Origin of the sequence: Pedobacter soli, assembly GCF_900101435.1 — a bacterium.
GTDB classification, from domain to species: Bacteria; Bacteroidota; Bacteroidia; order Sphingobacteriales; family Sphingobacteriaceae; genus Pedobacter; species Pedobacter soli.
In genome coordinates this window covers 1-15,737 of the sequence record NZ_FMZH01000007.1, presented here as the reverse complement: position 1 = coordinate 15,737, position 15,737 = coordinate 1, and the positions used below count along the sequence as shown (strand labels likewise).

Sequence of the window (15,737 nt, the reverse complement as noted above, 5' to 3'; positions counted from 1 at the left end):
AAAAATAAAGCCTGAGATCTTAAGATTTCAGGCTTTATTTTTATCCATCCGCTTTACACGTAAAATCCAGCAGAATGTTATTGCTTGTTTTAAGGTTTTGAACGGAAATCAAACCATAGCGTTCCCTTAATCTTTTCGCCACCAGCATGGCTCAGTTCGCTTTCCGGCCCCATCACTTTTGCCGATTGAAACTTGGTACCAATGGGGCTAATGGCATTTAAAAAGCCAATGTTTCCTTCGGGAAAAGCCGGTTCGACATTGTTATTGGTTAGTGCAGCTGCCTCACGCGCAGGCTTAAACATTTGCAGATAAGTATTTTTATTGGCTGAATACACGGTAAAGGGTGCTTCGGTATTTTCTATCCTTACCCAGTTTACTTCGGCATGATAACCCTTAAATTCGGGATATTTCCAACTTTCGCCGGTAATGGTATTGTTGTAATCTTTCTGCCAAACACCAAACTGCTGACCTTTTAACCTGTTTTTCCAAACGCGGTACGGGCCGCGCCCCAACCATTTCATTCCGGTAACTTTTTCTTCGGGGTAGTTGAAAGTAATGCCCATGAAATTCACATCGCCTTGTTGGCTATAATCGTAATCAAGCTTAACGGGTTGTCCTGAAGTGAAAGTCCATTTTACATGCAAAGGAGCATCGCCGGTATAATCGGCTTCTACTATATATTGTCCATTAACAGCCTGATGGGCAAATGATTTCAACGTAGTATTTACGCCCGCCAAAACCGGTCCACCTGATAAAGAAACAGTACCGTTTGGCTTCACTACTTTTTGGATATAACCGGTGGCTTTATCAAAATCGTAACGGATTCCATCGCAGTTAATACTCAGTGTAGCATCGGTTTGAGTTAATTTAATATTCGGTTTGGCTTTAACGCTGCTGATTTTAGGAGCGAAAGCTGCAGGCGCGGCAATGGCCCAGCTCCAAGTAAAGATTTCTTTATTATCGGGGCTATAAGCAGTAAGGTATAGTGCATCGTTTTTGGCCCAGGTTGCGGGTAAAGGCAAGTTTAACATACCCTTTTCTGCAGGTTTAAGGTTAAAAGGCTTTAATGCACCTGTCGCAATTACAGTAGGCTCCAAAGTTTTAGCCGTAGCTGACGGGAACTTAACCAGTTTCCATTTAAATGTACATTGATTGAGGTTGGTAAACGAATAACGGTTTTCGACCGGTATTTTACCATCAAAACCAGCAGCAATGGGCTGTGGATTAATGTACACCGGCGACCAGATTTCTTTAATGGTATAATAACTTCCTTCCTTTTCGCGGTGTGGCCCTACAATACCATCAGGCGCATGGTTACCATCACCATCGTAAATGTTATTTTTATCGGTACGGATAATCGATTCATCTAAAAAGGCCCAGATAAAACCACCGCCTCCATGCGGATGTTTTACGATTTGCGACCAGAAATCATCCAATGCAGCACCGGCCCCTCCATCGTATAAAGCGTGCATAAACTCAGTTGGAAAAAACACTTCTTCGCCGGTGGCGGTTCTGCTTTCCATTCCTTTATAATCGGGATAATGCTTGGTATCGGTCCCGTTAAATTTCTCCCAGGGATGGATTACGGTACGGTTTTGCGGATCGTATAAGGCATACTGATTATCAAGATCGCGGTTAAAGCCCCCTTCATTGCCATTGGCCCAAAATAAAATGGAAGGATGATTTACATCGTGTACAACCAGCTCTTTAACGAGTTTTTTGCCTATTTCGGTATCGTAATTGCCTTGCCAGCCGGTAAGTTCATCTATCACGTATAAGCCCAGCGAATCGCAAACCTCCAGGAAATCGCGGTCTGGCGGATAATGCGACATGCGTACGGCATTCATGTTCATATCTTTCATCAGTTGTACATCGAGCACATGCACCCCATGGCTAAGCGTACGACCAGTTTCGGGCCAAAAACTGTGGCGGTTACTGCCTTTCATTAAAACGCGGGCGCCGTTAACATACAAACCATCTTTTGTGCGCAGCTCTACTGTGCGGAAACCAAACTTTTGTTTTATCTGGTGGATGATTCCTTTATCATTTTTAATGCTTACCACTACCTGGTAACGGTTCGGAAATTCGGCACTCCACAACTGGGGTTTATCAAAGCTGGATTTCAATTGGTAATAATCTCCCGATTGGCTTGCCTTAGCTGTAAAGGGTTTACCCAGGTCTTCGCCATTTAATTTTTGTACCTGGGCTTCAATTTCTTCGCCTTGTTTTAAATTTTGCGCATATACATCAAGCTGGAAAGCACCATCGGCTTTCGCAGCTACAGCTACCCTTTCGATAAAGGTTTGCGGAACAATTTCGAGGTATACCGGCCGGTAAATCCCACCAAAGATCCAAAAATCGCCACTGCGCTCGGCTTTATTTACTGAAGCATCTGCTGATTGTTTATCAACAGTAACTTCGAGCAGATTTTGGGCATTGGGTTTTACCAAATCGGTAATATCATATTTAAAAGCATAAAAACTACCCTGATGCACGGGCCCAGCCTGCTTGCCATTAATCATCACCTTAGTATCGGTCATCGATCCTTCAAAAACGATAAATACCTTTTTATTATTTACCTGATCGATGAAAAACTGATGTTTATATTGTCCCTGCTCTTTATTTTTGATTTTATCGTGGCCATAATTATAGGCACCAAAGCCTTGTTGCTCCCAATTAGAAGGTACAGCAATTTTGGTCCATACGCCGCTCTTTCTGCCTTCCGTGCAGTAGAAATCCCAGTTTACGGTGTGGTCTTTATCGGTTCCGGAAAGGTATTTGATAATGGTTTGTTGCGAAAATGCGCTGAAACTCATCAGGGCAGCTAATAATGACAGGGATAATTTCTTCATGGTTTTGATTCAGCCTTAATTGGTGTGATGAACTAAAACTACACAAATATTCCTACCCCGGTTTGTAAAATCCTTGTACCACAAACAGATGATAACAGTTTTAGCTATTTTATGTCATCAAAAACAACCTGTAAACTTTTTCCCTTATTTTCCCGCATCGGGCAGTGTGATGTGCCTGATTACAGGTTTACCGCTAATCTGAACGGTTAAGCTTAACTATCGGTAATTTTTGAGCGGAATCTGCAAGCCGCATTTCGGGTGTATTCGTATTTATTTTTTTGCCATTGCAAGGCAGGGCTGACTGAATTGTTTTGCCGTAGGTTCATCCAACCAGTCATTATCAGCATTATTGGGATCAAAGTCATGCATTTTTAGCTTCCATTTGATTATGCTTAATTTTTTAAGCTTTGCGATCAATGAGCTGGTGCCTGTAAATTCAAAACTGATATCAGTATTCTTGAACATTTTACCCACTCAAGCGATCAATTTTGATAAAATCCGCTTCTTTTAGAAACAAAATCACCTAATAAAACCTTTAAACAGAAAATAAGATCTTAAAATAATGTGAATTACAGACCAAAACACAAATGGCCAGGATTGTTCCCGGCCATTTCATTTGATCATTTGTTACTTATTTTACTTCAACAGCTTGTTTGCTGCAGGTAGCCATTTTTGATAAACCTGTACTACGGTTTTTATTTCATCACCATCTGGTCGGTTGCTAAAATGTTCATCATTTCGCTCGCTCCAGTCAGATTCCCATTTGGCCATGGCCTTATAAAAGTCATTTGCAGTATTACTTGGCCGGTTAAAGCGGTGATTGATCTTTTCTTCTTTATAACGGTCTTGCGCTTCCTTTTGAAGTTCGAGGGTTAAGAAGTCGACAAACTTTTGCCACCTTACTTTATAAAAATTTTTAACCATGCCGTTCCATTGCCTGGCCGAATAATCGTATTGAATGGCATTCTCGTTATAAGGCCCCCAGGTGGTAATCAGGGCCCTGGCATTCTTCTCATAAAGATCACTTTCAGCCTTTGTTTTCCCTATTGCCCGGGCATCTGCAATCCATTTACCTAAAAGGAATTCTTTTCGTGTAGCCAGCAACTGATCAAAATCGTCCATTAAGTTGAGGTATTCTTTTGCATTTTTTGCAAATGCTGCCTTATCTCCATTGCGATAAGCATCGGCCATTTCTTTTTGCATGGGTATGGCTAAATCGGCCATACATTGACGTGCTAAATCAACCAGATCATAGCGATAGGTTTCTTTTTGCTTAATATTTGCGGGTGCATGTTGCAGGAGTGCCAGTGCCTCCCATAAACTTTTAAAGCGGTATTTCTTTTCCGAATTTAAAGCACCATTTGGCGATGCTCCATTTACTTTCAGGGCTGGCCTTGCACAGATACTGCTTTCCATAAAGGTTACAATGCCACTTTTACCATAAGCGGTGTGCAGCAAAGTATCCCAGGCCAAACTTACTTTTTCATCGCTGCTACCATATCTGGCCAGCAGGTAATCGTCCATCCACTTTTTGGTATCTGGTTTTTCACGCCTCCAGGCCATTTCTGCGGCTGCATCATAAATAATGGGGTTGTGTTCTATGGCTTCAGGGAACATGCCTATGCCCTGAAACTGTTTCGATTTTTCGGGTTGGTTTAAAATAGCCGGGTAAGCCGCCAATACAGCATCCAAATCGCCACCCATGGCGGTGTTACCACCAAAGTTGTGAATAATGCCCCCTACCCAAGGTCTTCCCCAGAACGCTTCGCTACCTTTCCATTTAGAAGCATTCAAATCCAGCATCAATATCCGATCGGGCGGAATAGACTGCACAATGGCTTTTTGCATGCTCCAGGTTTGCATGGCAATTACTGCTTTGGGATCCACACTTGCTGTAGTGGTATAAATCGCTTTTCCTACCTGTGCCAGATATTCATCACCGGCTACAGGTGCTTTTCCTTCGTGAAAAGGATCGGCAGCATAAATGTGGTTGGTGCCAAAAAGGTGGGTTTGCTCTTCAATAAAAGTTTTGCTCATGCGGGCATACAAGGGATCTAAAGGATTAAGTTGCGCCGTTCCGGGACCAACATAAAACCAAACTGCCTTTTTACGAATATCGGCCTGTGGCTGTTTTTCCATGAGTTTAATGGGCACGTAACCAGTAAAACCCTGAAGAATGGGTTTCATCCCCAGTTGCCGCTCGCGGGCCAGGATTTTCTGCCCCAGAACAATGCTCCTGTCGATCCAGTTTTGAGGTAAAGGCCCGTTAATGCTTTCAATATTGGTCATCCACTGCCAGGCAAAATAGGCCGGTCCGACTAAAAAGGAACGGATCTCCTGGTCATTCATCCCGTATTTGCGCAAGGTATTTTGCCAAACGGCTTCTTGTCCGGTAATGGCTAACGGCATGTTAATGCCCTGCATGGCCATCCAATCTATTTCCCTTTCCCAGCGTTCCCAATCCCACCAGCTCATCGAGTAATTGAAAGTACAGTAGTTTAAATACACGCGATCTTTGTAAGGCGAAGTAATGCGAACTTTTTTGGCTGGAATGGGAAGCTTTGCAGGCAAATCCATATTATCGCCGCACCACGAACGCTGTGCATGGCAATAATATTTAAGGTACCAATTTAAGGCCGAGGCTACCTCAACAGGTGTATTTCCACGCAACACAATTTTATTTCCTTTGCCCTCTATTTCAAAAACATCCTGGTCTCCTGCTGCCGGAATTTCTGCTACCTGAAAAAAAGCGGCATGTTTGGGAATTACGCGTTTGATGAGACCTTGTGTCCCCATTTCAAAATCGGAGGCCAGGGCCTTTGCCGCCGGTACCAACAGCAAGAGGTATAGTATTATTTTATGAATTGCTTTCATATTCTTTTTAGTGTGTTTTATTGATTAATACAATGGTTTGCCTGCGGCTGTCATTGGTTATTGGCCAGAGTTTATCATGCCCTGCTATCACTTTTTTTCCCTCAACTGCCTGCTCTATCAGTAAAAAGCTTTTAAAGGCGCCGGCACCTTTGTAGCTGATCTTAATTTTCTCTCCCAAGTAAGGTTTTAAATCAAAACTGGCCATGTTCCATGGTTTGGCCTGGGTACTGGGCATACCTGCTATGGCGTAACCGGCAAAATTGTTTATTTTAGATTTACTGGTTCTCGCGGGCACTAAAGGCTTGCCATCTATACTCAGCTCCGGAAGATCAGGGAAACCGGTAACCAGCAAATCACAACGGTCTTTTACAGTTGAAGGAAGCACAATTTCGCTGTTTGGCCCATCGGCGTCTTCGGTTGTTTTGCATACTGGTAAGGCAGGTAGCGGAATCGCATTCCTGGCCTTTCCTTTTTCAAACTCAAAAGCCATGGTGGCATAACCCGGCAAAATGATTTCGATATCCTGGCCTGTTGTGAAATTTTGAGGATAGGCATCAACATACGGAAACACTACATTGGCATGAAAAACCGCTCCACTCTGCCCGCTAAAATGCACGCTCTGGTTAAAAGGAATGATAAGTTTCTGTGCTTGTGCATCCGGATTTCGCGCCACCAATACACCTTTATCTCCATCCCAGCCCATATAGCCATAAGCATTACCTTCATCGGGCCTTCCGCCTACATAAAAGGTATTGTTTAATGCTTTCTGATGTGCTTTAGCCCAATTGTGCACGGTACATAAAGCTTTCCACTCCTCAGGCTGCATGGCAGAAGGTGAAATGTACCACTCTTTTAAAAGGGTACCCCTGCCATAATGCATTAACACGTATTCCTGCCAATCCTGAAGGTTATCGCTTTTGCTTTCCGTCCTGCCGTCGCTGGTTTTGATAATACCATGCGTCATTAATCTCGAAATGGGCACCAGGGGCCTGTCGGCAGGGTTTCCCCACATGCGCCATAAATAGGTATCGCGATCGGTCGAGGCCATGGCGCGTGTTGAAATTTCTGGCCAGTTGCCATTGGTTCCGTCATCACCGGCCAACATCCAAAGGGCATCGGCATATTTTAACCACCAAGGCGAAAACCAAACCCAGTTGGTCATGTTCTGATAGATACCGGGATTCATTTTACGGGTGGCCACCAACACTTCAAGACAGGCATCGAGATTGGCTTCGTGACCATGCCGATCGGTGGGAGGATGATTATTACCCGCAGCCAGATCACTTAACTGGTTAAAATCGTGTTTAAAATAAATGGTACCGGTTTCTTTTGCCAGTAGCGGAATTTTCTTCAAAACAGTGTCCTTGTATTTGGTTGAAGAAAGGCTATAGTAGCGTCCGAATTTGGCAAAATAGGCATTTGGCTTTGCTTCGCTATACCCTTCGGCCAAACCCCAGTCTATTTTATTTACGTAACCATTAATAGAAAGCCAAAGTCCAAAGCCTGTACCCTCTGCCTTTAAACGGTCGCTTAAACGCTTCACATCTTTAATTCCATTGGGAAAAAATTTCGGCAGCGGATCCCAAACCGATTTGGTGTTTTGCCAGCCATTATCAGGTACTACGGCATCTAAATTAATGCCATAAGGAACTGTAGCAGCTTTAAATTCCCGGTAAATATTAATCAGCCCATCGCCACTTAAATCTTTTGCTTTTGGTTCAAACCAGTTGTTGTAATGCAGAAAAGATTTCGGCTTTTTCCACAATCCTTCCAAATAAGTCATAAAAGCCATCTCTGCCGATTGATTGTGCAGGGCAAACCCATTTACAGCGGTTTTACTGTTAATTTCATACCGGTTATCTGCCTTTTTCAGGGCATACCCTGGAAAGTGCATTAAACGGATCAGACCTTTTCCTCCCTGAGGGTCAATGTCTCTTCCCTCAAGGTTAATATCACTGTAGTTACCAACTTTTTCGTAGTGCCGGCTATAATCTTTAGGGCTGTTGCCATCTGTACGTCTGGCGTAGCCTCCGGGGTATTCCAGCCCTAAAAACAATTGATTGCCTACAAAAACAGGCTCACCTTTTCCTCCCCCTTGTTGCGCTTGCGCAATGGTTAAACGCTCTACTTCCAGGCGATCGACGGTTGCGGCAGCTTTGTAAACCAGCTGTAGTTGTTTACGCAAATAGTTTTCTCCTTTTTTCAGGCTGTACTGCACTTTAATCAGTTGTGGGGCAACCGGATCTTTAGTCGCCTGCGGAAGTGGCTTATAGCTAAAGGTTAAAAATGTAGTATCGGCCCGGTTATATTTTTCAGGAGATCCGGTTGCTGTAAAATCGGCTATGGTTAGTCCTTTTTGCTGATCCATGGCCAGGAGTAAAAATTCGTCGCTTTTAACCGGAATGGCCTGATGTGTGGATTGATTACGAAAAGCTGTGGTTCTCCAAACTTTGCCATCGAAAGTAAATTCACGCGCCACCAGTCCATTACCAATCTGGATGTGTTGTGCCCTTGCTTCGGTAAAAAACAAAAGCAATACGGCTATTTTTAATAGTTTCATGTGTGTTGTTTAATCAGGCTGCATCAAGAAATAATGATGCAGCCTTTTAAATGATACTTATTGCAAGGGATCAAAAGTTCCGTTTTCCCAGCCTGCATTTTGCAGAATTTTAGGGTTATTCTGAATTATACTCCTTGGAATGGGATAAAAAAGACTATTGCTCTGAATTACGATAGGCTGAAGATCAATCGGATCTAAACTTTCTGTAAATAAGGTAGCGCTGGTTGGCGGTACAGCCGGAGTGGGATTAATGAGTTTTAAGGCTTTACGGGTTTTACCATTCAGCGTGCTGGATAAGGTATTCCAACGCAGCAGATCAAAAAAGCGGATTTGCTCAAAAGCCAGCTCAACCTGTCTTTCTTTCTGGATGCGGCTTCTTAAATCACCCTGGCTCATTGCCGGCGCTAAACCGTAAAGGTTGTTAATACCTGGTAAGATTTTAGCCCTGGCGCGTATTTTAGTTAAGGCATCGTAAGCTACTGCAGCATTTCCCGTCTCATTTGCTGCTTCGGCCGTAAGTAATAAAATATCGGCATAGCGGATAGCAATAAAATCAGTTCCCGAGGTTCCGGCCTGTGCAGCAGTTAAAGTGGTATCGACTGCTTTTTTACAATAATACCCAGTGTAGGTGCCGTTCACATCGCGATAGCCATCAATACCGGAGTTAACGTAGGTCCACTGTTTACGGCCAAAATAAGTAGCCCCGTTATAAACAATTGTAGCATAAAAGCGATCGTCGCGATTACTAAAACGCTGCTGATAACTCAGCGCGGGATTAACATCCGAACCGTCTTTCATCGGATAGGCATCTGCCATTTCCTGCGAGGGTTGATTTCCCCCTGTCGAGTTTACAGATACAGAAATTGGCCTTACGGTGGCATCGCGTCCTTGTGTGCGTCCCGGATTAGCAAAGCGGATGGCAAAAATCACTTCTTTATTCATTTCGCTGAGAAACAGGCCGCCATACGAATCGAAAAGACCATAGCCACTTGCATTTAATTTGGTTAATGCTTCGTTACAGGCTGTATAAGCCGCCTGCCAGCGGGCCGCATCGTTATTGGGATTATACCGCGGCGAAGCCCAGTCGACCAAAATCCGGGCTTTTAGTGCCAGGGCTGCTTCTTTACTTGCCCGCCCCACATTTGAACCTGGCGTAACCGAAGGCAGTAAAGCAATCGCTTCATCCAAATCTTTCACCATAAAACTGATGCACTCGGAAGTTTTATTCCTGCTTACAAAAATATCGTCGGTAAGTTCTTGTGGCACTGTAATAATGGGAACACCGCCATGCCTGCGCACCATTTGAAAATATTGGTAGGCTCTTAAAAACTTTGCTTCGCCGGTAAACCTGTTTTTTAGACCAGCACTTCCTGCAGCAGTTGGTAACTGTCTAATCATTAAGTTAATTTTACGGATTGCTGTATAAGGCCAGTAAGAAATGCTGGCATCGGGCGTAACCGTACCGTTAATTACCGGTGAACCATTTCTCGATTCGTCGGTATATCCCGTTAAACTGAGGTCCCACGAGGGCACGTCCAGGTAAAGGTTATTGGCGAACGCGGTTATTAAAACCGTATCCTGCCACACCAATGCATCCTGAATGTTATTGATATCGTTCTTTTCTGTTATTTTTTTGCAGCTCCAGGCCATTACAAGCACCGCAGTTACAAAGCATATTTTAAAGCATATTTTTTTCATGTTCTGATCTTTTTAATTGGGCTTACATTGTTTAAAAAGAAATACTTGCACCTGCAGAAATGGTTCTGAGCATCGGGTATTGAAATGCACCGTAACCGGTTTCGTTTGTTGGTAATTCCGGATCGTACATCTTAATATCATCGCTGATGATGAAAAGATTGGTTCCGGTTAAAAACAAGCGGCATTTTTCTAAACCAATACTTTTGGTTGCCCTTGCCGGTAAAGTGTAACCCAACTCGAGACTTTTTAACCGCAGGTAGTTACCGCTGCGCAACCAGAATGATGATGCAGGGCCTTCTGTTCCATTTAAACCTCCAATTTTAGGGTAAGCTGCATTGGGGTTTTGTGGCGACCAGAAATCGGCCCAAAAGGCAAGTACATTTTGCTCCTGCCACTGGCTCCTGTCGCTCAGCATTACTTTACGGGCACCTACGCCTTGCAGTAATACACCCAAGTCAAATCCTTTCCACGACGCGCCCAGCGGAATGCCATAGGTAATCCGTGGATCGTAAGAAAGATTAGATAAAACCACATTATCATTCGAGTTGATTATACCATCAGGAGCACCATTGCTGGGACCAAAAAGATCGGCAAAACCAATATCACCAAGTTCGAAAGCCCTGGTTCCGTATTTTAGTTTCAGGTAATTGGCCAGCTGATCGGTGTTGCTGATGATACCATTAGCCTGGTAACCGGTAATGAAATTAACCGGCCGGCCTGTACGGCGCTGATAATCGGGAATATTGGCCTGCTCAGGATATTTAATTACCTTGTTGGTGGTATAAGCAAAGTTAAATCCAACATAATACTTTACCTGCCCGATCTGATTATCGTGCCTCAAAGTTAGCTCAAAGCCCTTGGCGTTAACCTGCCCGTAATTAACCTGAGCCAGTGCAATACCAAATGTAGATGGGATTACGGTTTGATTGGCAACTAGTAGATCGGATGTTTTTTTATAAAATAAATCCAGGCTACCGCTAATTAACCCTTTGTAAAAACTGGCATCCAAGCCCACGTTGGTGGTCGCTATTTTTTGCCATTTGATATCCGGATTAGGATAGCGTTGCGGTGCAATGGTATTTACCGGAGTTGAAAAAACGGCACTGCCTTGCAACGAAAAATAAGAGTACCATTGCGAGAGGTCGATATTATCATAGCCCAGCAAACCATAACCTGCCCTGATTTTGAGGTTATCTACATTGGGCATCGCATTTTTAATAAATGGCTCTTCAGATAAAATCCATCCGCCGGATAGCGAAGGGAAATATCCCCATTTATTTTTAGGGGCAAAAGCTGATGAAGCATCGGCACGTACAATGGCATCTAAAAGGTATTTACCTTTAAACTTGTAGTTTAAGCGGCCAAAAACCGACGAGCGACCAAATTCATTTCCGGTACCAGTTAGCGAACGGCGGGCAGGATCGCTATTGGCTACAAAAAGCTGATCGATGGTGCTCGACAGGAGATTTTCGCCTTTGGCCGAAAAATTATCGCCTGCGGATTCCGATTGCTCATAAAAAACCTGCAAACTCAGGTCGTGATTGCCAAAAGTACGGTCGTAATGGGCTGAAGCATTAAAAACATAGGTTTTGTTCTGGATGTACTGCTCCTGAAAAAAATCGTAAGGTTGCTGTGCAGCGGCTTTGGTACCAATTACCTGATCGCCAATTAAGTGGTTGTTGCCCCCAAAACGGTTAAAAAGGTAAAGTGTATAAGGCTGGTACCGGGTTTTATACAAATCGGCCTGTTTATTATAGTTATAGCTTACATCAGCCCCAAAACCCTTTAGGTAACTGGGATTGTAACTCAATTTTAAGAAACCATTTAAATTGGAACGATCGCCTTTTATGTAGCCGTTTTTAATTACTTCAGGCACCAAAAAGTGGTATAAACTTCCATCGGGCAGGCCATTTACATAAGCCGGGCTTAAAGGCGTAAAGTTCATGGCTGCACGGGTAAGATCGCTTAAAGTAGTGGTATTTACCCCGTCGTACCACCACGGCGTAGTATTGGGGCGTAGTGTAGCCTGCAAATTTACCTTGGCCGAAAAACCATTTCCAAATTTGAAATCGAGGTTACTGAGTACATTAAATCGTTTCGATTCGAGCTTATCAAATAAACCGGTTTCGCTAAAGTAGCCAGTAGAAACATAATACCGGGCGTTTGGCGAACCACCGGTTACGCTTAAATTGGCATCGGTAGTACGCGGCGTTTTCTTAATCATTTCGAAAAGATCGGTATTGATGTTTCCTGCTTTATAAAACTCCAGTTCATCGGCAGTATAATATCTTGGATCGTTAGCCGCTACCCCCTGGTTGAGGTAATAATTATTGCGGTAAAGTGCATCCTGGTACGAGTTTAGTCTTTTAGGGGTGCGTGTAGGTTCTGACTGACCATGACTGATGTTAAAGCTAAATTTAGCTGGTCCTTCGGCACCTTGTTTGGTAGTAACCAATACTACCCCGCTACCCCCTCTTACTCCATAAATAGCTGCGGCACCGTCTTTTAACACCGAAATACTCTCAATATCATTTGGAGAAAGTAAGTCGAACTCTTGTTTGCTGCGCGGAATATCGTCTATTACGTAAAGTGGATCCTGACCGGAATAAGAGGTAGTTCCTCTTACCCTAACCGAAGAACTCACGCCCGGAAGACCACTTGGCGACATGACAACCAGACCAGCCAACCTGCCGGCCAGGGCATTTGAAACGTTAGAAACCGGAATATTGCTCACTGTACTTCCCGAAATGGAAACTACAGAACCGGTTAAAAATTTCTTTTCCTGCTTGCCATAGCCAACAACTACAACTTCATTAAGATCTGCTGCATCTTCTTTCAGCATCACGGTCATAAAGCTATTGCTTGCGCTCAGCTCCTGGGTAACATATCCCACAAACTTAAAAATTAAAATGGCCGATGCATCGGTGACATTGATGTTAAATTCTCCGTTTTCGTTGGTTACCGCACCATTTTTGGTTCCTTTCTCTAGCACGCTTACCCCTGGAATGCCAACATTCTTGGCATCGGTTACCTTACCCCTAACCACGATCCGGTTATGATCGCCAAGGGTTAAAACCACCAGATTTTCTTCTACAATGCGATAATGAATACCTGTATTGGCCAGCACCGTAGTTAAAACTTCTTTCCATGATTGATTGGCAAAGCTGGCAGTAAATAGTTTTCCGGCAGGCAAAATCTCATCATTGTAAACAAAATGGATGTTGGTTTGATTTTCAATGGATTTAAAAATCTGTTTCAAGTCTGCCTGCTGCATAGAAATAGAAACTTTTTCCTGTGCAACGCTCCGGGTGGCAAACGTTTGTAGCGTACCTAATAAAATAAAAAGTACAACAATTTTCATCATAAGCAAAAGCTTGAGCATAGAACGGTACGACCGTTGCAGAACGGCCTGTGGTTCATTTTTTTTCATATATTTGTTTTTTGGTTTTGTTAATAAAATGGCTGTTACGTGTTCAGCGAGGGGCCATTTCGACAATTCACAATTAAAGGGGAATGCGTCAACATTCTCCTTTTTTAGTTTTTTTAAAGTCTAGGTTTCTTTCATATCATTTGGTTTAGTTTTTAGTTGAGGTTATAGATTGGATATAAACCAGATTTTTCTCTATCCGGTAGTTAAATCTGCCTGCATACTGTAATGAATGCAGCACTTGTTCAAGGGTATAGTTTTCGTAAGTTCCTGATAAATTAATGCGTTTAAGATCTTCATCCTGAATAATAATTTCCTTATTGTACCACCGGCTCAGCTTAACAGTAATATTCTGAAAGGGTTCGTCATCAAAAACCAGCTTGTTTTCTGTCCAAAGGCTTTCTTTGGCTTTATTATCGGCAATTTCGACATTCGATTTACTTAACAGAATGGTTGGTTGTTCTTTTTTTAGGGTTTCTTTCTCATGGTCTTTAAGCTCATTGTGCACTCTTAGCTTTTCTCCAGGTTTTAGGCTAATGCGGCTTAAAGGCTGGTCGTCCATACTAACTTCTACCAAACCATGAATAAGTGTTGTTTCGGTGTTCTCATCGTCAGGATAAGCTTTCAAATTAAAAGCGGTTCCCAGCACTTTTACCTTAATCCCGTTAGCTGAAATGATGAAGGGATGTTTTTTATCGTGTGCCACTTCAAAGTAGGCTTCTCCACTTAAGCTAACCGATCTGGTTGCTCCGGCAAATGATTTGGTGTAAAAAAGTTTGCTATCGCCATTCAGCCAAACTTTTGTACCATCGGCCAGTACAATCTTATTTTTTTCTCCTTTTTTTGCAATGAGTACCAATTCCGTATCACGCTGCTTTCTGAACATCATAAAGCAAAGCGGAAGCCCTATTAAAAGCAGGATTGCAGCAGCCTGGATGAGCCTGCGATAAAGCTTAATTGTTTTTTTCTTTTCTGACTGGTTATTTTCGGGTGATGGCGTTGAATCCTGGACCACCTGATCAAAGTGGCCTGCTAACTGCATTTTGGCATAATGAGCCATATACGCCTCCATGGCCTCTGCTTTTTCTGTCTGGCTTTGTGGCTCAGCTTTGGCCGTAAGCAAGGCATAAATATTGCGTAAACCCGGGTTTTGCTCCATGAGTTGATGCAATTCGTTCAATTCTTCGTCTAAAATATTACCGGCATTAACCTGGTTGATCAGCCAGTAAAAGCGTTCGTCGTCCATCGATAAAAAAGGTTATTACCGACTAAGACAAGAGAAAGGAGAAAAGTCCCCAATTAAATTTTAAATATTTTTTTAACGATCGAGATACACGCTCAAAGCGGCACCTAATTTTTGCTGTGCCAGCTGCAGATGCCGGTCAACAGTATTCAGAGAAATTTCCATGATTTCTGCTACTTCGCGGTAAGAAAGGCCATCCTGTCGGTTTAACATAAAGGCCATCCGGCATTTAGGAGAAAGGGCTTTAACACATTTTTCAATCTTTTCTTTTAATTCAGCATCCAGCATTCTTTCCATCGGCGTAGAAAGTTCTACTAAACTTGATGGCGCTACCTGATCAATATCCCAGGTGGTGTATTTTCTATTGCTGACCAAAAAATTAATGGAGCTGTTTTTAACTGCGCAGAAAAGGTATACTTTGGCATTCGAAACATCGAGCAATGCCTTTTCCATTGTCCACACTTTTAATAAAACATCTGATACGATTTCTTCGGCTATTTCTTTTTGCTTTACATAGGTAATACTAAAGCGCAACAGCCCTGAATAAAAATGGAGAAATAGCTTTTTGTAAGCTGTTTCGTCTCTCATTAATGCAATTTTATGCTGTAGTGCAATAATATCCATTCTTATAAACAGATGACTGGTTCGATTTTGGTTAGCTTTTTCGGCGAATGCCTTAAGTTGAAGATAAAGCTATAGACTTGAAAGCATTACCACAAATGAGGAGCTTAAAAAATTGTATGCGCCAATATCATTCAACAGTGCCTGATCTGGTTTTTAATATGAGGTTAAAAACGTAGCTCATCACTAAAAAAGCAAGCTTTTCACTGTCATCAGTTCTTCTTTTTACAAGCCAGAAAGTGGCCCGGAAACGACAATATAATTTAATAAAATACTCATAAACTTTAATAAATAAATAAATGGACTACACAGGAACAAAGGTTAACATTTTGAATACGATCAAACAATTTCAGATCCCATTTTAGATGGATCGAGTAAGAAGCAGGGAATTAATTTCCCTGCTGTCTCCTCACACCACCGTACGTACCGTTCGGTATACGGCGGTTTGTTAGAATAACTTCG

General features: G+C 42.8%; 8 protein-coding genes. All 8 read right to left on the bottom strand.

The window, feature by feature from the left end:
* Positions 1-89 precede the first annotated feature (89 nt).
* The 8 genes from BLR37_RS15625 to BLR37_RS15590 all read right to left on the bottom strand — a co-directional run bounded on the left by BLR37_RS15625 (position 90) and on the right by BLR37_RS15590 (position 15,242).
* Complete coding sequence (locus BLR37_RS15625) at positions 90-2,852, bottom strand: glycoside hydrolase family 2 protein (protein ID WP_090770125.1); 2,763 nt, start codon at positions 2,850-2,852, stop codon at positions 90-92.
* Positions 2,853-3,122: 270 nt separating this feature from the next.
* Complete coding sequence (locus BLR37_RS15620; protein WP_090770124.1) at positions 3,123-3,317, bottom strand: hypothetical protein; 195 nt, start codon at positions 3,315-3,317, stop codon at positions 3,123-3,125.
* 171 nt (positions 3,318-3,488) lie between these two features.
* On the bottom strand, positions 3,489-5,726 hold the full coding sequence (locus BLR37_RS15615; protein ID WP_090770122.1) for an alpha-N-acetylglucosaminidase: 2,238 nt from the start codon (positions 5,724-5,726) through the stop codon (positions 3,489-3,491).
* Positions 5,727-5,733: 7 nt separating this feature from the next.
* The gene (locus BLR37_RS15610) at positions 5,734-8,286 is read right to left on the bottom strand and encodes an alpha-galactosidase (protein ID WP_090770120.1); all 2,553 of its coding nucleotides are present in this window, start codon (positions 8,284-8,286) and stop codon (positions 5,734-5,736) included.
* A gap of 57 nt (positions 8,287-8,343) precedes the next feature.
* Complete coding sequence (locus BLR37_RS15605; protein WP_090770118.1) at positions 8,344-9,984, bottom strand: RagB/SusD family nutrient uptake outer membrane protein; 1,641 nt, start codon at positions 9,982-9,984, stop codon at positions 8,344-8,346.
* 31 nt (positions 9,985-10,015) lie between these two features.
* Positions 10,016-13,414 carry a SusC/RagA family TonB-linked outer membrane protein gene (locus BLR37_RS15600; RefSeq protein WP_090770116.1) on the bottom strand — a complete coding sequence of 1,133 codons (3,399 nt, stop codon included), beginning with the start codon at positions 13,412-13,414 and terminating at the stop codon, positions 10,016-10,018.
* Between the two features lie 145 nt (positions 13,415-13,559).
* Positions 13,560-14,657 (bottom strand): FecR family protein, encoded by a 1,098-nt coding sequence (locus BLR37_RS15595; protein WP_090770115.1) that lies wholly within the window; start codon positions 14,655-14,657, stop codon positions 13,560-13,562.
* A gap of 72 nt (positions 14,658-14,729) precedes the next feature.
* On the bottom strand, positions 14,730-15,242 hold the full coding sequence (locus BLR37_RS15590) for an RNA polymerase sigma-70 factor (RefSeq protein ID WP_167356622.1): 513 nt from the start codon (positions 15,240-15,242) through the stop codon (positions 14,730-14,732).
* Between the last annotated feature and the right edge of the window lie 495 nt (positions 15,243-15,737).

Bases quoted from the DNA above. Each gene is read 5' to 3' on its own strand.
- BLR37_RS15625 (WP_090770125.1), bottom strand. From the start codon at position 2,852: ATGAAGAAATTATCCCTGTCATTATTAGCTGCCCTGATGAGTTTCAGC.
- BLR37_RS15620 (WP_090770124.1), bottom strand. From the start codon at position 3,317: ATGTTCAAGAATACTGATATCAGTTTTGAATTTACAGGCACCAGCTCA.
- BLR37_RS15605 (WP_090770118.1), bottom strand. From the start codon at position 9,984: ATGAAAAAAATATGCTTTAAAATATGCTTTGTAACTGCGGTGCTTGTA.
- BLR37_RS15600 (WP_090770116.1), bottom strand. From the start codon at position 13,414: ATGAAAAAAAATGAACCACAGGCCGTTCTGCAACGGTCGTACCGTTCT.
- BLR37_RS15595 (WP_090770115.1), bottom strand. From the start codon at position 14,657: ATGGACGACGAACGCTTTTACTGGCTGATCAACCAGGTTAATGCCGGT.
- BLR37_RS15615 (WP_090770122.1), bottom strand. From the start codon at position 5,726: ATGAAAGCAATTCATAAAATAATACTATACCTCTTGCTGTTGGTACCG.
- BLR37_RS15610 (WP_090770120.1), bottom strand. From the start codon at position 8,286: ATGAAACTATTAAAAATAGCCGTATTGCTTTTGTTTTTTACCGAAGCA.
- BLR37_RS15590 (WP_167356622.1), bottom strand. From the start codon at position 15,242: ATGAGAGACGAAACAGCTTACAAAAAGCTATTTCTCCATTTTTATTCA.